The organism is Nostoc sp. (genome assembly GCF_036916985.1).
Lineage (GTDB): Bacteria > Cyanobacteriota > Cyanobacteriia > Cyanobacteriales > Nostocaceae > Nostoc.
In genome coordinates this window covers 75,059-93,964 of the sequence record NZ_JBALFD010000041.1, presented here as the reverse complement: position 1 = coordinate 93,964, position 18,906 = coordinate 75,059, and the positions used below count along the sequence as shown (strand labels likewise).

At 39.3% G+C, this 18,906-nt stretch carries 13 protein-coding genes; 8 read left to right on the top strand and 5 right to left on the bottom strand.

Translation table 11 applies throughout. The features are described from left to right. The first annotated feature begins 65 nt into the window (after nt 1–65). Together V7L07_RS14890 and V7L07_RS14885 are read left to right on the top strand one after the other, a co-directional pair. Nucleotides 66–488 (top strand): hypothetical protein, encoded by a 423-nt coding sequence (locus V7L07_RS14890; protein ID WP_335059011.1) that lies wholly within the window; start codon nt 66–68, stop codon nt 486–488. Nucleotides 489–540: 52 nt separating this feature from the next. Continuing rightward, entirely contained in the window at nt 541–1,038 is a 498-nt protein-coding gene (locus V7L07_RS14885) for a hypothetical protein (protein WP_335059009.1), read from the top strand. Nucleotides 1,039–1,200: 162 nt separating this feature from the next. On the opposite strand, the gene V7L07_RS14880 is transcribed toward V7L07_RS14885, so the two are convergent. Then, nucleotides 1,201–2,028, bottom strand: a complete 828-nt coding sequence (locus V7L07_RS14880) for a hypothetical protein (RefSeq protein WP_335059007.1) — start codon at nt 2,026–2,028, stop codon at nt 1,201–1,203. Nucleotides 2,029–3,599: 1,571 nt separating this feature from the next. Here V7L07_RS14880 and V7L07_RS14875 point away from each other — a divergent pair. The 4 genes from V7L07_RS14875 (at nt 3,600) to V7L07_RS14860 (ending at nt 7,852) form a co-directional block, all read left to right on the top strand. Next, on the top strand, nt 3,600–5,153 hold the full coding sequence (locus V7L07_RS14875) for a YcjF family protein (protein WP_335059005.1): 1,554 nt from the start codon (nt 3,600–3,602) through the stop codon (nt 5,151–5,153). Between the two features lie 81 nt (nt 5,154–5,234). Then, a complete protein-coding gene (locus V7L07_RS14870; protein WP_334777289.1) occupies nt 5,235–5,471 on the top strand; it encodes a hypothetical protein in 237 nt (78 codons plus the stop codon). Beyond that, nucleotides 5,471–5,872 carry a type II toxin-antitoxin system VapC family toxin gene (locus V7L07_RS14865; protein ID WP_334777288.1) on the top strand — a complete coding sequence of 134 codons (402 nt, stop codon included), beginning with the start codon at nt 5,471–5,473 and terminating at the stop codon, nt 5,870–5,872. The genes V7L07_RS14870 and V7L07_RS14865 overlap by 1 nt, the downstream gene beginning before the upstream one ends. A gap of 228 nt (nt 5,873–6,100) precedes the next feature. Further along, nucleotides 6,101–7,852 (top strand): serine/threonine-protein kinase, encoded by a 1,752-nt coding sequence (locus V7L07_RS14860; RefSeq protein ID WP_335059003.1) that lies wholly within the window; start codon nt 6,101–6,103, stop codon nt 7,850–7,852. A gap of 639 nt (nt 7,853–8,491) precedes the next feature. On the opposite strand, the gene V7L07_RS14855 is transcribed toward V7L07_RS14860, so the two are convergent. From V7L07_RS14855 to V7L07_RS14845, 3 genes are all read right to left on the bottom strand, one after another. Further along, nucleotides 8,492–9,787, bottom strand: a complete 1,296-nt coding sequence (locus V7L07_RS14855; protein ID WP_335059001.1) for a hybrid sensor histidine kinase/response regulator — start codon at nt 9,785–9,787, stop codon at nt 8,492–8,494. Next, on the bottom strand, nt 9,784–12,213 hold the full coding sequence (locus V7L07_RS14850) for a hybrid sensor histidine kinase/response regulator (protein WP_335058999.1): 2,430 nt from the start codon (nt 12,211–12,213) through the stop codon (nt 9,784–9,786). The genes V7L07_RS14855 and V7L07_RS14850 overlap by 4 nt, the downstream gene beginning before the upstream one ends. A 273-nt stretch (nt 12,214–12,486) precedes the next feature. Beyond that, complete coding sequence (locus V7L07_RS14845) at nt 12,487–14,619, bottom strand: tetratricopeptide repeat protein (protein ID WP_335058997.1); 2,133 nt, start codon at nt 14,617–14,619, stop codon at nt 12,487–12,489. A gap of 285 nt (nt 14,620–14,904) precedes the next feature. On the opposite strand from V7L07_RS14845, the gene V7L07_RS14840 reads away from it, so the two are divergent. Beyond that, a complete protein-coding gene (locus tag V7L07_RS14840) occupies nt 14,905–15,603 on the top strand; it encodes a rhomboid family intramembrane serine protease (protein ID WP_335058995.1) in 699 nt (232 codons plus the stop codon). Between the two features lie 427 nt (nt 15,604–16,030). Next, nucleotides 16,031–18,664 (top strand): PAS domain S-box protein, encoded by a 2,634-nt coding sequence (locus tag V7L07_RS14835; protein WP_335058993.1) that lies wholly within the window; start codon nt 16,031–16,033, stop codon nt 18,662–18,664. Between the two features lie 14 nt (nt 18,665–18,678). Here V7L07_RS14835 and V7L07_RS14830 read toward each other — a convergent pair whose 3' ends face one another. Next, on the bottom strand, nt 18,679–18,879 hold the full coding sequence (locus V7L07_RS14830; protein WP_335058991.1) for a hypothetical protein: 201 nt from the start codon (nt 18,877–18,879) through the stop codon (nt 18,679–18,681). Between the last annotated feature and the right edge of the window lie 27 nt (nt 18,880–18,906).

Genomic DNA, 18,906 nt, shown 5'->3' with positions numbered 1-18,906 from the left:
TGATTATACAATATATAATAGAGCTATTATTTTTACATTATTTGTGAGGAACTGAAAAAGGTTGTATGAAACTAATTAAAAAAGTTTTAGCAATATGCTTTCTATTATTTGGCATTCCCTTTTCTGCTGTGATGATTCTAGAAATTATGAATCCCAAAACTCCCGCTCAAGAAAAACAAAATGATGTAGCTGCTTTAACTATTCTTACTATTCCGTCAACCATTCTAGGAGGCTGGTTGAGTTGGTCTTTAGTGCAGCAGAATCTAAAGGAAAAAGCATTACTTATGGAATCAGAACAAAAGCGTATTCAGTTAGTGTTCTTAGAATTAATTGAGCAAAATGCTGGCAGAATAACGGTATTGCAACTTGCGAAAAATGCTGAAATATCAACCCAGTTAGCTAAACAGTATTTAGATGAGAAAGCCAAGGAACTCAATGCTTCTTTTGAAGTAAATGAGGATGGAAATGTTTTGTATCGGTTCTCTTGATACCCTTTTAGGGAATTAATTATAAATTAAATCACTTGTAAAAAGCGAAATTATGATCAAAATTGTCTGCAAGAATGTGATTTTGGGATTTTTTGCTCTACTAATTGCTATAGTTGTTTCAGGTACAATTCAAACTTGGGCTGCAAACCCCAATTTAGATGGTGACTCACACCCTACACGACTCAAGCTGAATGAATGTATTGCAGATGTGAAAGAAGTCACAGCTTGGGACGAAAAAGAAACATTGGACGCAGCTCATAAGATTTGTAATATCCGCCAGTCACACGCCAAACAAAAGGTACGGTTTTTAGCATCTTTGAAGAAACTACGAGAGCAATATCAAAATTATACAAATCATGGATTTGACAAACAGTTACCCACAGCTATTGCAGATTCATGGACAATTGTAAAAAGTTGCATTGATTTCAAAGAGGGATTTACATATCCCCACAATGTAGCTTTGTTGTCAGTACCAGAGGATATTCGTAGCGGTTGTTACTCTTTAGGTTCTTCTTTGGTAGAATCCGCCCTGTTTAATGAAACGCAGTGATTAGACGAACGCAGTCAGTGATTTTCATAGTACCCGTTTATCCGGTTCACCCAGGCGCTCGTCTATGGTTTGGCTTTTCCTCTCTATGAAACGCTTTACAAGCGAGGAAACTTGAGCGAGGAGAGCAACTGTAAACTACACTGTTTTTAGTTTTGCTGCTATTTAGGGCAGATATCGATTCATCCTTACCCAATCTTGAGTTGAGCCAACATTCGGATTTTCACTGGAGTCAAGAGTACCATATATTTGTCCTTGACGATTTATCCAATAGTAATTGTAGTTTGTTGGTAACTCGACGGTTGGATAACCGTAAGGATTTGTCCAAGTTGTGACATTGCCCAAATTCTCACGAAATTGGAAGTTTTGACGATCTATAGACTCACCTCGTTGGCGGTTTACTTCATCCCAGGTATGCTTAGACCATTCGCGGTATTCCCTATGCCTCTGCCCCTCAGTTTGCGAGATTTCTAGGTTCTGCGCCATAATCCCTTGTATGCCGAAGGCTGCCCCATTTGTTGCTGAAACCTGAGATGCTACTTGTGGCAACCATGAAGCATAATTAGCCCAATGTGATTGGTGAGATGCTGCACAAGTCATCACCATCGTACACAGGTTGTAGCTATATGCAACGCTGCACTTGGCTATTCCTTGACAGGAGATACCATTGTAGATGTATGTACAATCAAACTCATAAGCAACCGTGCATCCAGCAATTGGTTGAGCTTGGCGGGGTTGGCTCATTTGCAGTTGATAGGGCTGTATTGCCAACAGCTTCTCGTAGACGAACTGCCAGGGGTTGTAGTTTACTGGCAGTCCAGAATTTCCCACCATAATCGTCAAAGCAGCATTGTCTGGGGAAAATAGGACAACGGCAAATTGTCCATCCTCGACCACTCGCCAACCACTTGGCACTACATAGTTAAAGTAATTTCCGCGGCGGATTTCCAGCGAACCAGGGGTAGGAAAAGAAGACTGATTATAGTTGTACATTTAGCTTTGTAGCAAACATCAGGATTAATACTGGATACATCTTGAGTATGGGGTTTTACGCACTGGGTTGCAACTTTTCCTCTCTTCGCGATCGCTGGAATGTTTTTTCATAACATCAAGTCGTAAGGGCACAGCAATGCTCATTGATGTCAACTTAAGCCTGGGCGAATGGAATTCCCGGCTAAATATGCAAAGTCCGCCTGCGCGGACTAAATATCAAATTAAGGGTTTGAAACCCAGCATCGGTAGCTTTTGTTTGTATAGACGCGGTTTCTAACCGCCCGTTTCCCGTTAAGTTGACACCAATGAGCAATGCTGTGCCCCTACCGCGTGGTCTATTTACCTGAAAATAGCTGTAAGTGTGGGTATTTTATTTCTGGGGTAAGAATTTTTATATATTATGTATGCTTGAACAGTGACTTTAGTCATGGATATATTTGTGACTTTTGTAAGAATATTTTTTTCAAGAAAAGAGTTTTAATAATGTGAGGCAGAAACTAAATACATCTAAAATATATTGGAATATCCGCTTTTAATAAGCATCTGAAAATTCTGGTAGGTTATGTTTGTCCTATTTATATAAATGTTATTTAGTAACTCCTAATAACAGGTAAATTTCTTGGTTAAAAGAAGAAAAATGAGCTACTATGATTTTGATGAGCATTTCTGGTCGCCAAAAACTGCCTATATTCAATCAAAATCAGGAGATTCCAGCCGAAAATCTTCTTATAAAAAATTAATTAATATTGTTCTAATAATATTGATGTCTGTATGCACAGGCTTGTTAATAACAATTTTATTTAGAATCAGCAATAGCAATCTAGATGGAAATTTTATCAATAGAAATAATATTGATGGTAATTGCTTGATGTTTAAGGGTAACAGTAGATTTCAAATTTATTGCTCGAAATTAGACTAATTTTAATAATTAAAAATCACAAATTAATCGGAAAAACATACTCCTCGCAGCGATCGCATATTTACCATACTCAGTACTGAGTGCTGAGTGCTGAGTGCTGAGTAAAGAAGATTGAATACTCAGTACTTTTGCACTATGGTAAAAGCCCCGCCCCTTGTGGGCGGTCTTTCATCTCAGCACGGGCTAAACGCCCCGCTACCGCTAACAGCATGGGCTAAACGCCGGAACCATTATGTGTTTTCTAGCAGATTACTAGCCAGTTGTAGCGTATCGTATATCTGACTTTTCACGGCATCTGGAAAACCTCTCTCTAAATCTCTCTCCTTAAAGGAGAGAGACTTTGAATTTTCCCCCTTCCCGCCACGGGTTGGCTGCTCTTGTTCTTCTACAGCGTTGGGTCAACTTAGGAGATTTGCGGCTGTTCTGTTCTGTTGATATCTCATTTAAACAGCAGCACATGACGATCAATGTCGGCTTAAAACAATCGTCCACAAAGAATTATTCCACAACGAATTGCATGACATTGTTGCGATTTTTTAATAGTTCTATCCTCAGAACCTCAAAAGCTGCTTCTTACTACTCTGGTAAAAAATGCTGAAACTATTAAGATTAGAGCATCTGCCTACTGAATACTTACTAATCTTTCCCAGCCATGCCTCTGTCACGCATAGTAACGCTGATTGTCGGTCTAATCGTCATTTTGGGGCTAGCTCTATGGCTAATTGATTCCCTATCACGCCTCTATTGGCAATTGTCCTATTCACCGTTGCTAGGTAATTTACTGCTGTTGCTGCTGATTCTCCTCATTGGAGCCTTGGTTGCTGCTTTCGTTTATTATGTATTGGTAATTAGAACTGGGGAAAAGCGATCGCGCCGCAACCCGAAGCGAGTAACTGCGGCACAAATTCCGGCTGCTAAATCTGACGCTGCTTCTACAACTCTACAGGCTGTGCGGCAACAGGTAGGGCAAATTCAAGACGAAGTAGCACGCCAAGCTTTATTAAGTCGATCGCGAGAGATTGAAGCCAATCTAGCGCGGGGTGAAATTCAAGTAGTGGTATTTGGTACGGGGAGTGCTGGCAAAACTTCCCTAGTTAATGCGATTATGGGACGCATGGTTGGTCAGGTGGATGCACCGATGGGTACAACTCAGGTTGGAGAAACCTATTGTCTGCGGTTGAAAGGATTAGAACGGAAGATTTTAATTACAGATACGCCAGGAATTTTAGAAGCCGGGGTGGCGGGAACAGAACGGGAACAAATGGCGCGAGAACTAGCAACGGAAGCAGATTTACTGTTGTTTGTGGTGGATAATGATTTACGACGCTCAGAATATGAGCCGTTGCGGGGGTTGGCAGAAATTGGGAAGCGATCGCTCCTAGTTCTCAACAAAACTGATTTATATACAGATGAAGATAAAGAATCCATCCTCGCAAGATTGCGTCAACGGGTACGGGGATTTATTGCTACTAATGATGTGGTAGCGATCGCAGCTAATCCTCAACCGGCACAACTCGAAACTGGCGAAACCTTCCAGCCGGAACCTGATATTATACCTTTGCTGCGGCGCACGGCTGCTGTTTTACGTGCTGAAGGTGAAGATTTAGTGGCGGATAATATTCTTTTACAATCTCTGCGATTGGGAGACGAAGCGCGAAAACTCATCGATGGCCAGCGCCGCCGTCAAGCTGACAAAATCGTAGAAAGGTTTCAATGGATTGGTGCTGGTGTGGTATCAGTAACCCCTATACCAGTTGTAGATTTATTGGCGACAGCCGCAGTTAATGCTCAAATGGTTGTAGAAATTGGCAGAGTCTACGGCTGCGAATTGAATATGGAACGGGGAAGAGAGTTAGCCCTTTCTTTAGCGAAAACCATCGCTAGTTTAGGTATTGTTAAGGGAGCAATTCAATTATTATCTACAGCTTTGCAACTTAATGTTGCCACCTTTATTATTGGTAGAGCAATTCAAGGCGTGACAGCAGCTTATTTAACGCGAATTGCTGGTAAAAGTTTTATTGAATATTTTCGTCATGACCAAGATTGGGGTGATGGTGGAATGACAGAAGTTGTACAGCGACAGTTTCAAATTAATCGCAGAGATGAATTTATCAAGGCTTTTATTCAAGAAGCGATCGCGCGGGTAGTGAAGCCGTTACAAGATAAATCTGAAGTTGTTGAACATGATGAAGAAGTCAATAGTTAAATAATTCAGAAATTAATATGCTTACTGTTATTATGCTTTTAAGTGTGCTAACCTATTGACAAAAATCAAGGTAAAATAACAATGGATCGAACAGTAACTATTGAAGACGCATTAGAATTAATCAAACAGCTTTCATTGATAGATAAAATACGTTTAATCGAGCGAATTGCACCCCAAATTGAACGAGAGTTAACAAATACTCAATCTAAACCGCGAAAATCGTTGCGAGGATTATGGCGAGGTAGTAATGTTTCTGAATCGGATATTGACCAGATGCGGCGGCAAGTTTGGAGAAACTTTCCACGTGAGGATGTTTAATGTCTGATTTGGTAACAGATACTCACGCACTAATTTGGTATTTAGAGGATAGTCCAAACCTTAGTGTTGCTGCCAACGAAGCATTTGACAAGTGCGATGGAGGTGAAATTACAATCTATATACCAACAATTTGCTTAGTCGAAATAGTTTACTTGCAGGAAAGAAGACGAATATCAGCAGATATGAAATATCAGCTAGATACTGCATTAGCTAGTAAAAGTAGTGGATTAGCTTTAGTTAACTTAACAACTGAAATTGTTGATGTATTATCCACAATACCACGCGATAATGTTCCAGATATGCCTGACAGAATTATTGCTGCAACAGCAAGGTATATGGGTTTAGCTTTGATTAGTCGAGATGCCAAAATAGTTTCATCTGGAATAAGTATTGTTTGGTAAAGGAGGAATTAATCCCTTACCATTTTCAGAAATTATGGTTTCTGTGCATCGACTCTTAGAGATATTAAGAATTTTAATAAAATATTATCTTTTGTTACGTAATAATACTTAACAAATTAAACTTACATTCAAGGTATCAAAATTCTGGTTATTTATTTCTAAAGCATTCCGGAAACAGCAGGGAATGTCAGAAAAAGTAAATAAAAGAACTTACTGAGTAACCAGGTCATGAGCCACCACATAATCGGTAAATTACTACAAGGGCGTTACCAAATTGTCCAAAGCCTGGGTGCAGGGGTTTTTGGACAAACATACATTGCTATAGACGTAGATTATCCAGAGAATCCCAAATGCGTTGTTAAGCAGATTAAAGTTAGCAGTTCCGAATCTGGCTACTTGGAGATGCTGAGGTTGCTGTTTCTGACTGAAACCCAAACCCTCAAGCTTCTGGGAAGCCATGACCAAATTCCTGGATTTATCGCCTGCTTTGAAGAAAACGAGCAATTTTATTTAGTGCAAGAGTGTATTGAAGGACATGCGCTGACTGCGGAATTGCCTATCAATCAATTTTTCGGGTGTCTGTGGAGTGAAAGCGAAGTTGTAGAATTTTTGATAGATGCTTTAGGTATTCTAGAATTTGTTCACTCTCAAGGCGTGATTCATTGCGATATCAAACCGGAAAACTTGATCAGGCGTACTGTTGATCGCAAGTTAGTTATGATTGACTTTGGCTCAATCCAGTCTATCGACTTTGGCATCGGTGCAGAATTGCCCATTTATCGAATTCCCGTCACTTCATTGGGATACATACCACCAGAACAATTTATTGGTCAAACACAGCCCAACAGTGATATTTATGCTTTGGGTATGATTGCCATTCAGGCTTTAACTGGGTTAGAACCACTACAATTAAAAGTTGATCCTTGTACTAATGAAATTTTTTGGCGTTCTCAAAACACGCCAGTTAACGATTATCTAGCTGCTGTTCTCAGCCAAATGATCCGCTACAATTACCAAGACCGCTTTGAGTCTGCGGGTGAGGTACTGCGGGTACTTAAGCAAATAGTATGGGAAACTCAGCCATCAGAAATATTAGAAGCAGATTCTCAATTTCTTCTAGAAGCGGCAAAAAATCCTGCATCTGTAAAGTCATCACTGTTATTCACAGGAATGAAAGTAGGATTGGCAGCTAATTCTTTATTGATGGGATTTGGTGTATATTCTTTAGTTAATACTGCACCTGCATACTCAGAAACAGATACTTTATATAAAGCAAAAAAAGAATATCAAGCAGGGGATTTAGAAGAAGCGATCGCACTCGCTAAATCAATTCCCTCCCACAGCAATGTTTATCCAGAAGCGCAAGCCACAATTGAAGAATGGCAAGAGCAATGGCAAGTAGCTGCACAGCAATACGAAATAGCACAAATAGCTTTTAATGAGAGCAGATGGTCAGATGTTCTTCATGCTGCGGCTAAAGTTCCAAATATTTTATATTGGCAATCTAAAACAGATAAACTAGTTCAGAAAGCATCTGTAAATATTGAAGTACAGGCGCAAGATTTATTAGCAAAAGCTTACGTAAGAGCCGAGATAAAAGATTTTTCTGGTGCATTACAATACCTGCGTCAAATCCCTCAAGAAAGTCATGCAGGTGCTTTAGTTCAAGAAAAGTTAGCTGAGTACGATCGCAAGCGGCAGATCAGAGCAGCCTATTATTTACAGAAAGCCTATAAAAAAGCATATATTGGTGATTTCGATCTGGCTCTAAAATTTCTCAAAAAGATTCCTCAAGATACTCTAGTTTATGCTCAAGCTCAAGTTAAATTGAATGAGTATACTCAAAAACAACGCGTGACAGATGACAATCAAAAGGTAGCTTTTGCAAAAAGAACAAATTCATCTTTCTCTAAAAACTCAGCTACTAGAATTGAATATCTTCAGGGAGTAAATTACCTGCAAGAGGTGAATATTCGTTAGTTACAACAATTTCTGGATAAATGGATTTGTGACATACAGCAATTTTAAAATGCGGGGAATATACATTATTGCAGGGGCACATATATTTATTATTGTGCCCCTATGCGTGTGGTCTATTCAATTGAAAACTGCTGTCGGTTCGTAATTAGCGTGAGATTGTTTCCATCCCCGTGAGGGGTAAAGGAATTAAAACCTCTGTTACTAGTTCTGGGAATCAAACCGGGGCTGGAAAGTTTCCATCCCCGTGAGGGGTAAAGGAATTAAAACCCTACCCTTCCAGAAGTCTTATCCAGAGTGGGTTAGAGATACCTATTTTAGCGGGGGGTTGAATTTAAATGTCAACAAGCACAAGTTATTGAGAATCAATGACTTGTATACCCTTGTCAAACTCTTATGCAGTAAGCGATTAGCGGGGGTCAACGAAATCATAAGGGTTTTGGCGATCGCTCTAACCCCGCTAAAAACTTACGTGTGGGAAGTAAAACTAAGCACTTTTAGGTTTATTTTGGAACTTGATATTAAGCTTTCAAGGTTCTGTGATTATAAGCAGCAGTATAACAAACTACTTAAAGTTTTGAAAGCCGGAAGTATTAACTTTTCTATAGTGATGTTTTTTTTATTGAGTTTACAAATTCTAATTTATCGGATCGGTAGCTCAATGATGAACTCTGTGCCTTCACCTGGTTTAGAATCGTATGTGAGCTTGCCATGATGATTATTAACCACAATTTGGTAAGCAATAGATAGACCAAGCCCGGTTCCTCTGCCGATGGGTTTGGTTGTATAAAAAGCATCAAATATTTTTGTGCTATCTGCATTGTTTATACCTGAACCATTGTCGGCAACTCTTAAAATAACTTGCTCTCCAATTACCTCAGTTTTAATTTTAATTACCCCAGGATTTTGATAAATTGTATCAATATCTTTATTTTTATGTTTTTCTTCAATGGCATCGATCGCATTACAAATTAAATTCATAAAAACCTGATTGATTTCACCAGGAAAACACTCAATAAGTGGCAAATCTCCATATTCTTTAACTAATTGGATGTCTGGGTGATGAGCATTTCGTTTAAAGCGATGTCCGAGAATGAGTAATGTACTTTCTAACCCTTCATGCAGGTTAGCTAGTTTCTTACCAGCTTCTCTGTGGCGCGAGAAGTTGTTTAGATATGACACAATTTCTGTAACGCGATTCGTACCAACTTGCATAGATTGAATAATTTTAGATAAATCATCTAACAAAAAGGTGAGATCGCTTTTTTGAATTGCGGTTTGAATTTCCTTTGGTGGATCGGGTAGATATTTTTGATAGAGATATAGTAAATTAACTACCTCTTGTACATACTGTTCCACAAAATTTAAGTTGCCAGCTATAAAATTGATCGGATTATTCACTTCATGAGCAATTCCTGCTGTTAGTTGTCCTAAAGCTGCTACCTTTTCTGCTTGAATCAGTTGAGTTTGAGTTTGTTGCAATTCGACGTTTTTAGCAATTAAGGTTTTTGTCAAGTTCCTCAGCTTCAGGTGATTTTCAATCCGCACTAAGACTTCTTCATGCTGAAAAGGTTTGGTAATGTAGTCTACGGCTCCCAATTGCAAGCCTTTGACTTTATCAGCCGTTTCTGATAGCGCTGTCATAAAAATAACCGGAATATCTTGGACACGAGGATTGCTTTTTAACTGTTTACAGGTTTCAAAACCATCTATACCCGGCATCATCACATCCAACAAGATTAAATCAGGTAAATCATCATTTTCTAATCGCTGAAGGGCTTTCTCACCGCTGCGTGCTGCCCAAACTTCAAAGCTAGACTGATCCAGAAAGCTGGATAAAACTTGTAAATTGGCAGGGTTATCGTCAACGACTAAAACAATTCCCCTGGAAGGAGAATAATTGATAGAATTTTTTTGGTTTTCAATAATCGTTTTCATACTGTTTTCACCGCATATTTAGTCAAAAAACTTAGGATTAAATCTTCATCAAATTGCCTTGCTAGTTGCCGTAGTTCATTAGCAAATGGGGCGAAGGTTGTGTCTGTTTCCTCCAGTTGATCCGCCCACTTGAGAATGGCATTAAAGTTACCTTTACTAGCTAAGGTAACTATTTCCTGCAAGATTTGGGGCGAAGGAGGGGTAAATTGGCTATTTGTTGTTATTGCTTCTCTGGTTTTTTCTCCATCAGGCTGAGATTGCTTGTAAATCCATACCAAATTTAAATATTTTTCAAGTTGATGCAATAATTCATCTACCTGTATAGGTTTGGTTAAGAAGGCGTTACCTCCGGCTTGTAGACTTCGATATTTGTCTGATTCAAACACACTAGCAGAAGAGACGATAATCAATATATCCTTAATTTCTGGAGTGTGACGTAGGTTTTTAATTAATTCAAACCCATCCATTTCTGGCATCAGCAAATCTGTGATGATTAAGTCTGGTTTGAGAGCGATCGCTATTTCTAAACCTTCTTTACCATTGCTGGCTTCAACTACATTAAAACCCAGTGGTTGCAGTAAGTTTGTAATCACTGTGCGATTCTCCCAGCGATCGTCAACCATCAGGATGGTGTAGGGGCTACCCTCAAAGCCAATGATTTGTTTCTCTGATGCAGTCATCGCAGATTGTACCCAGTCAATCGCTTCGGGAATCTCTAACTCAAACCAAAAGCTACTCCCCTGACCAATCTGACTCTGAACATGGATATCGCTACCCATCATCTGTATTAACTGCCGAGTAATAGCTAAACCCAGCCCAGTACCTTCAGCTTGGCGCTTTTTCTCTCCTACTTGTTCAAATGGCAAGAAAATTTTGCTCAATTCTGCGGGAGTTATGCCAATTCCCGTGTCTTCTACGGTGCAGCGAAGGTAATGTTTCACTGTCTGGTCATCACTAGGAGGTTGATCGATGACTTCAATACTGAAAGTAACCTGACCTTGATCTGTAAATTTGATGGCATTTCCTAAGAGATTCAATAGTATCTGACGTAATCTTTTGACATCGACATGAATTCCTGTAGGTAAGTTGATTGCAGGTTTATAGACAAAGGAAATGCCCTTTTGTTTTGCCCGAATGTGACAGATTTCGACAATTCCTTGAAGAAAGGAAGGCAAATGCACATCATCAGGATGCAGTTCTAATTTTTTTGCTTCAATTTTGGAGAGATCCAAAATGTCATTAATTAAAGTCAGCAAATGAGAGCCGCATTGTTCAATAATATTGACGTGATATTGCTCTTGCTTAGGTAAAGCTGAAGAACGCAGTAAAATTTGGGCACAACCGAGAATGCCATTTAAGGGCGTTCGCAGTTCATGACTCATGTTAGCCAAAAATTCGCTTTTAGCATGGTTGGCTGTATCAGCCGCAGCTTTAGACTTTTTCAGTTCACCTTGTTCAAATGCTTGCACCTGCCACAAGACGGTAATCATAGTGACAGTCAGTCCACCGACAATTAAGGCGATTAAATCGAGGAATTGCAATCGAGATTCGATATTTTGGCGGGGAATCACCAAAGCCACAGACCAATTAGCTTGTGTCAACGGCAGATAAGCTACATACTTTTGAGTGCCGTCAATTTCCATCAACTCAATTCCCTGTTTTTTGTTTACCATCTGCTGGGCGATCGCATTTAAATTGCGATCGCTTATTTTCAGTAGGCTGGGTGCAGGTTTTTCTACGGTTGACATTAACGCCGAGTTTGGATGGACGATCGCCTGTCCTTGGGAATTGAGAGCAAAAGCATAGCTGTTCGTGCCGTATTGCAGCGAGTTGACAACCTCTGCAATGTGATCGACTCTCACATTGCCTTGAAAGACCCCGATTGGTAAACTACTGCTAGCAGAATTTGACGAGATCGGGGTGGCGATCGCTATTAAAGGAATTCCTGTAGAACGGCTAATAAAGGGATCGGAAATGTTGCTCTTTCCCGCAATTGCTTTTTGAAAGTAGTCTCGATCCTGAATATTTTTATTGGCTCGACCAACTTTTGTATTGGAAAATGAACCATCTGGCATAGCTATTTGGAAAAAGAAAAATTCATCATTGATCCGCTTTACTTCTGCCTTTAAATAGGGTTCTGCTACAGACCAGTTTAAGGAACGTACTGTTGAAGTATTGGCCAGGGTTTGTACCTCCACTTGGCGAACGTGTAACCACTCCTCAATTTCAGCACTCCCTCTCTGTACCTCTAAAAAAGCGCTCTGTCTCAAATCTTTGAGCATCATATTTCTAGTGGCTTGATAACTGAAATAAGCAGAAATACTGACTATCAGGGTAGTGCCACCAAGAATAAATCGAATTAGTAAATTTCGCGATGGATGATTTTTTTCATTAGATGCCGATAGGCTGGAGTTTTGTTGTATCAAGGGTTAGCTCCTTAATCACATAGTTCGGTAAGAAAAAATTCTAGGTTATCTTTAGACTTCCCAAGAAATTACCGATGCTCACAGCTTTTGGTAAAATAAACCAGAAATTTATAGTAATGCCACGAATTATAAGTTTTTATCTCAAAATATTCTTGAAAATCAACTAAAACTCCAATTATTGCTTCTTATTACGAATTGTTAACGCACTAGTACAGCACAGCGTAAATAAATCATCCATTTCAAATGAATAAAACACTTACGCTGTATTCATTTTTAATTCCCTTGCGGTGGATTGGTGGAATTAGGAAATGGCAGAACTGGCACAATTACAGGCTTAGGCTTTGATATTTCGCCTTGCAGTTGAATTTGGGCTTGATTGCGACCATCTATTGCTTGTTGGTAATTAGACTTATATTTTATTGCTTGATCGTAAGATGCGATCGCATCTTTAAACCGTTTCAAATTTAATAGCGCATTGCCTCTGCTATACCAGCTTTCAGAATGATCTGGTTTATAACGAACTGCCTTATTATAAGATGCGATCGCATCTTCGTATTTCTGCAATATGTATTCTGAATTTCCTAGATTATACCAGAGTTGATAGTCATTTTGCTTAATTGTTGCTGCTTTATTGTAAGATTTTATTGCTTCTTCATAGCGTTGGCTTTGATGCAGCGACCAGCCCAAGTTATACCATGCTTGATAGTTTCTGGGATTGGATTTAATTACTTGATTAAAAGATTCAATTGCTTCTGGATAACGTTGTAGATTCAGCAGTACATTACCTCTTGATAACCAAGCTTGATAATAATTTGGCTGGTATTGTACAGCTTTATCATAAGCGGTGAATGCATCTTGATAGCGTTGGATCTTCACTCGATTATTTCCCAAGTTGTACCAAGCTTGCTCGTAGTCTGGTTTTAGTCCAACAACTTTTTCCAAGGCTGCGATCGCTTCTTCATATCGTTTAGAATTCTGCAAAGCTAATCCTTTTTTGTACCAAGCTTCGTAATTATCTGGTTTTAGTTCTATCGCCTTTTCATAAGATTTAATTGCTTGGTCATATTGGTTTAAATTACTGAAAGCGTCACCCTTAGCATTCCAGACTTCTGAGTTGTTGTTATTTAATTCTAAGGCTTTGTCAAAAGAAGCGATCGCTTCTTGATATCGTTGTAAATTTCCCAATACAAAACCTCGTCCAACCCAAGCATCTAAATAATCTGGTTTAATTTGAATTGCTTTGTCATACGCCACTAATGCTTCTTTGTATTTTTTTAATTTATCTAGCGTTTTACCTTGACCATTCCAGCCTTGAGGATAATCTGGTCGAATATTAACGGCTTTTTCATATACTTCTAGCGCGTCTTGATAACGTTGCAAATCAAAAAGCGTATTTCCTTGCTTAGATAATTCTATGGCATTATTTGAATTAATATTATTCCAAATGAATACTGATGCTACTCCACCAACACTAAGCAAAAATATTGATATTAAAATCTTACCCAATGCAACTTTTTTCGGTTGCGGTTTGTTAATATTTTTTGGTGGCGAAACGGGAGTTAAAGCTATTGTTTCTGCTGGTGGTTTTGTTAACTCTTTCAGCGCTTGTAATGCCACCGTTGCCGAAGGATAACGTTGCCGAAAGTCGTAGCACACCATTTTATCTAAGAATTGAGCGAATTCTGGCGTAACCGTGGCTTGATTATGCCAGAGAATTTCATTAGTATCAGCATCTTTGACTATTTCTTCTGGTGATAATCCAGTGAGAGCTTGAATCGCAATTATTCCCGCAGCATAGATATCACTGCTTAATTTTGGTGTCCCATGAGCTTGTTCACCAGGAATATAACCAGGTGTACCGATAGCTACAGTAGCTATAGTTTGACCTTGGGGAGTAATAACTTGAGTAGCAATTTGTTTAACCGCACCAAAATCAATTAAAATTAGTTTGCCATCTGGTTGCCGTCTGAGAATATTTCGCGGATTGACATCACGATGAATTACATTCTGCTGATGAACAAATTCTAAGATTGTCAAAAGTTCTTGTAAAAGTGAAATTACTTGCTCTTGACTTAGGGTTTTACCCGGTGTTAATTCTTGACTCAGATCGTGACCTTCGATCAATTCTTGTACGAGATAAAATTCGGCATCCTCCTCAAAATAAGCTAAAAGTTGGGGAATGCGATCGTGAGTTCCTAATTTATACAGAACTTGTGCTTCTGTATCAAATAAACGCCTAGCTGTTTCCAAAGTTACTGGATCGCTTGCCTGAAGTTTGAGTTTCTTAACGACACATAGAGGTGAACCGGGTAATTGAGTATCAGAAGCCACAAAAGTTTCACCAAAACCCCCACCTCCCAAGTGACTAATAATTTGGTATCTTCCTACAAGTGTGTTTCCCAGCATCTCGTTTACCTAATTAAGTGCGATGCGATCTGATTTCAATCTTGCCACACGTTAAGGGGGAGTGAGGGAGTCTGGAGGTAGGAGGAGGATAACTAATGACTAATGAGTAATGACTAATCTATGATTTCCAATACTGTTCGCTTAAGACAAGAGACGCGATGAATCGCCGTCTTTACAATAATAAGTCTTTTGTAGAGACGGCGATTTATCGCGTCTTTATGATGATTTATCGGATCTTTGTGATATATAATTTTCATCGAAAAACCTTAACCGAACCGTATTGAGATGATTCCTATTAGTGATAATATTCGTTGCCGAAGTAAGCCGATTATTAATTATTGGTTGATTGGCGTTAACTTAGCAGTATTTTTATGGGAACTTAAACTAGAATTTAATGATGAATTGGGCTATTTTATCAATAGTTGGGGTGTGATTCCAGCGCAGATTAGTGGGGCAATTACAAATGCACTATTCTTCAACAATGCTGCTTGGATAATTGTAATTTGGCGAGCATTCTCGCTACTTTTTGGAATATTTCTGCACGGCAGTTTTAGTCAAATATTAGGAAATCTGCTTTTTTTGTGGGTTTTTGGGAAAACTGTAGAAAATATTCTGGGACACAAACGCTATCTCGGATTTTATCTTGCTGCTGGCGTGATTACAGAGGTAGTCCAAATTCTGACTGAACCGAGTTTGACAGTACCACTGATTGGGGCTAATGGTGCGATCGCAGCTATTTTAGGAGCATACATTATGAAGTTTCCTAAAGCTAAAATTGACACCATTTTGCCGTTAATAATTTTGTATATTCCTATCCAAGTACCGGCCTTTTTCTATATATTTTGGTGGTTTGGGCAACAATTATTTTATGGTATCGGCAGCTTAAATATTCCTCCTGTTGGCGTAAATCAATCGGGTGTTGTTTTCTGGGGGCAAGTAGTGGCATTATTAATAGGTGCAGCTTTCATGCGATTAAAGAAATAAACTTTCTTTAGCTACTTTTGTAGGGTGGTCATTATTGACCGATGCTGCAAACCTCTATTTTTATATTTGTGGCAGTGCTTAACCTACATTTATTGGAACTCACATATATCTTTTGGCTGAAATATCTAAGCTGGTTTTGCTTAAAAAACATATTGTTAATAGACAAAATGATTGCTGTAATAATATTTTAAATTTTGACTTTTGAAGTGTTTATGTACCTTTTGATGGATGAATTTTTAGCTAAAAATTCATATATCAAGCTAGGGCATACTTCAATACAGTTCAGAATGAGCAACAAAACACTTGTAGAGACGGCGATTTATCGCGTCTCGAAAACGCAAAATTGTTGCTAGTAGCCCTTAACCCAAGCGTATTAGGGCATACCTACTCTTCAAGTCGGTGTTATTAAGTATGAGTGGTGTACAAGATGCCAAATATTGATAAAATTAACTTTCAACTCACTGATGAATTAGCACTTTTGCGGCAGCGTGTAGCTGAGTTAGAGCAATCAGAGATATCTTATCAGCAAAAGCAAGCAGTGCTTGAGGAAGAATTAATAGAATTAAAAAGAAAGCTGCCGGTAGAAGCAGAAAATCTTGATATTCCAGTTGTCGATATGCATATTGATAAAGACATATCCAGGATCAATCTATCAACAAATGTGGAAGTAATTTTACAGCAACTTCAACAAGAAATTGCCAAGCGAGAGCAATTAGAACTAGTCCTAAGAGATAGTGAGGAACGGCTGAGGCTAGTTCTAGATATTTCTGAGATGGGCTTGTGGGATTGGAATGTTGTTACCAATCAAGTAATCTGGTCTGAAAATTATGAAATGCTTTTTGGTCTAATTCCAAGCAGTTTTGATGGGCCTTATGAGACTTTTCAAAAGTGCGTTTACTCTGAAGATAAGCAATCTGTTATGCAGGCGATCGCTCACGCTTTAACACACAAAACTGACTACAATGATGAATTTCGCATAGTTCGGTCAGACCAAAGTGTGCATTGGATTTCTGCTAAGGGAAAATTTATCTATGATGATGGAGGGCAAGCAGTAAGAATGATCGGCATTTGTATGGAAACTACGGTGTGTAAGCAGGCAGAAGAAAGCACTCGCGAACTAACAACCCAAGTCCAAGAGCAGGCAAATATCTTAAATGCTATTCTTACTGCTTCCGTCGATCATATTTATATCTTTAATCGTAGAGGTTGCTATCAATATATTAGTCGTGACGGAGCAGCAATACTAGGTTTAAAACCTCAAGATATTATCGGCAAAACTTTGCCAGAATTGGATTTACCTGCCGATCTAATAATGCAGATAGATAACCAAAGACAAGCTGTAATGAAAACTGGGCAGCCGCTCAAGGATGAGTGTAAATATGTTGCTGCTGATGGCATTCATTATTATGAATATATCCTCACTGCATTACGCAATGTTGACCAAACAATTGAAGGCGTAGTTGCTGTTTCTCGCGATATTACTGAACACAAACGGGCAGAAAAATCATTACGTGAAAGTGAAGCACGATTTCGGCGTTTATTTGAATCTAACCTCATTGGGGTCGCCTTTTGGACTGTAGATGGATTAGTTATTGATGCTAATGATGCCTTTCTTCAACTAGCTGGCTACACTCGTGATGAGTTTACCACTTTAGGTAAAATTAATTGGAGAGAACTTAGTCCTGTTGAGTATAAAGATTTAGACGATCGCGCCATTTTAGAGGTGCAAGCCAAAGGAATTTCCAAAATTTACGAAAAAGAGTACATCCACCGCAACGGCAAGCGAGTACCAATTGTCTTAGGGGTGGCCCTGCTGAATGACTCTCAAGAACATGGTGTTGCTTTTGTACTAGATATTACCGATCGCAAATTAGCAGAAAAAGAATGCGATCGCCTCCTCGAATGCGAAAGGACAGCACGCAAACAAGCAGAAATCGCCAACAAAATTAAAGATGAATTTCTAGCAGTTCTCTCCCATGAATTGCGAACCCCACTCAACCCAATCCTGGGATGGTCGAAAATGCTGCGGACTCGCAAATTTGACGAAAAAACTACTAACCACGCCTTAGAAACCATTGAACGCAACGCCAAGCTACAAACCCAGTTAATTGAAGATTTGTTAGATGTGTCTCGCATCCTCCAAGGAAAATTAAACTTGAATATCTGTCCAGTAAACTTGGTAATGGTAGTTGAAGCAGCACTAGAAACGGTACGACTAGCAGCAGAAGCTAAGTCAATTCAAATTCAGACCTTATTTGATCCCAGTTTAGGACAAGTGATGGGCGACCCAAATCGGCTTCAGCAAGTTGTGTGGAACCTGCTTTCTAATGCGGTAAAATTTACACCAACCGGAGGACGCGTAGAAATTCGACTCATGGAAGCTGATAATCAGATTCAAATTCAGGTCAGCGATACAGGTAAGGGAATTATCCCAGACTTTTTACCTTATGTGTTTGATTACTTTCGCCAAGCTGATGGCACAACTACGCGGATATTTGGCGGACTAGGCTTAGGATTAGCGATCGTGCGTAAGGTTGTAGAAATGCATGGGGGAAAAGTTCAAGCCGAAAGTCCTGGAGAACAAGCAGGTGCAACCTTCACTGTTGAATTACCGCTTTTAATCAGAAGCGAACAGGTTTGGAGTGAAGAGAATCAGTCTTTATCTTCTGAGTCTGAATCCTCCCTCCTTGCGGACACTCAAGTTTTAGTGGTAGACGATGAACCTGATATTCGCGACTTAATTACCTTTATTTTACAAGACTACGGTGTAGAAGTAACCGCCGTAGCATCAGCACAAGAAGCACTACAATCACTATCTGAGTCGATACCAGATGTTTTAATTAGTGATATTGGAATGCCAAAGACAGACGGTTATATGTTGATGCGGGAAGTGCGATCGCGATCGCCCCAACAAGGAGGAAGTGTACCAGCGATCGCGCTGACAGCCTATGCAGGGGAAATGAATCAGCAGCAGGCGCTAGCAGCAGGATTTCAAATGCATATTTCCAAACCAGTAGATCCAGATGTATTGGTGAAAGCGATCGCTGATTTGATCAAATAGTCATTAGTCATTAGTTAAGCCTCAAAAACACTCCGGGGAGTGCAAACCGAAACAATCGCATTGTCAGGCGAAACAATCGCATTGTCAGTCAAAACAATCGCATTGTCAGGCAAAACAATCGCATTGTCAGGCAAAACAATCGCATTGTCAGGCAAAACAATCGCATTGTCAGACAAAACAATCGCATTGTCAGCCCTCAAAATGCGATCGCTCATATTTATAACACTACTAAAGGTACTAGT

What these genes read in the sequence shown, in the direction of transcription:
- V7L07_RS14890 (WP_335059011.1), top strand. Translation starts at nt 66, where the DNA reads ATGAAACTAATTAAAAAAGTTTTAGCAATATGCTTTCTATTATTTGGC.
- V7L07_RS14885 (WP_335059009.1), top strand. Translation starts at nt 541, where the DNA reads ATGATCAAAATTGTCTGCAAGAATGTGATTTTGGGATTTTTTGCTCTA.
- V7L07_RS14880 (WP_335059007.1), bottom strand. Translation starts at nt 2,028, where the DNA reads ATGTACAACTATAATCAGTCTTCTTTTCCTACCCCTGGTTCGCTGGAA.
- V7L07_RS14875 (WP_335059005.1), top strand. Translation starts at nt 3,600, where the DNA reads ATGCCTCTGTCACGCATAGTAACGCTGATTGTCGGTCTAATCGTCATT.
- V7L07_RS14870 (WP_334777289.1), top strand. Translation starts at nt 5,235, where the DNA reads ATGGATCGAACAGTAACTATTGAAGACGCATTAGAATTAATCAAACAG.
- V7L07_RS14865 (WP_334777288.1), top strand. Translation starts at nt 5,471, where the DNA reads ATGTCTGATTTGGTAACAGATACTCACGCACTAATTTGGTATTTAGAG.
- V7L07_RS14860 (WP_335059003.1), top strand. Translation starts at nt 6,101, where the DNA reads ATGAGCCACCACATAATCGGTAAATTACTACAAGGGCGTTACCAAATT.
- V7L07_RS14855 (WP_335059001.1), bottom strand. Translation starts at nt 9,787, where the DNA reads ATGAAAACGATTATTGAAAACCAAAAAAATTCTATCAATTATTCTCCT.
- V7L07_RS14845 (WP_335058997.1), bottom strand. Translation starts at nt 14,619, where the DNA reads ATGCTGGGAAACACACTTGTAGGAAGATACCAAATTATTAGTCACTTG.
- V7L07_RS14840 (WP_335058995.1), top strand. Translation starts at nt 14,905, where the DNA reads ATGATTCCTATTAGTGATAATATTCGTTGCCGAAGTAAGCCGATTATT.
- V7L07_RS14835 (WP_335058993.1), top strand. Translation starts at nt 16,031, where the DNA reads ATGCCAAATATTGATAAAATTAACTTTCAACTCACTGATGAATTAGCA.
- V7L07_RS14830 (WP_335058991.1), bottom strand. Translation starts at nt 18,879, where the DNA reads ATGAGCGATCGCATTTTGAGGGCTGACAATGCGATTGTTTTGTCTGAC.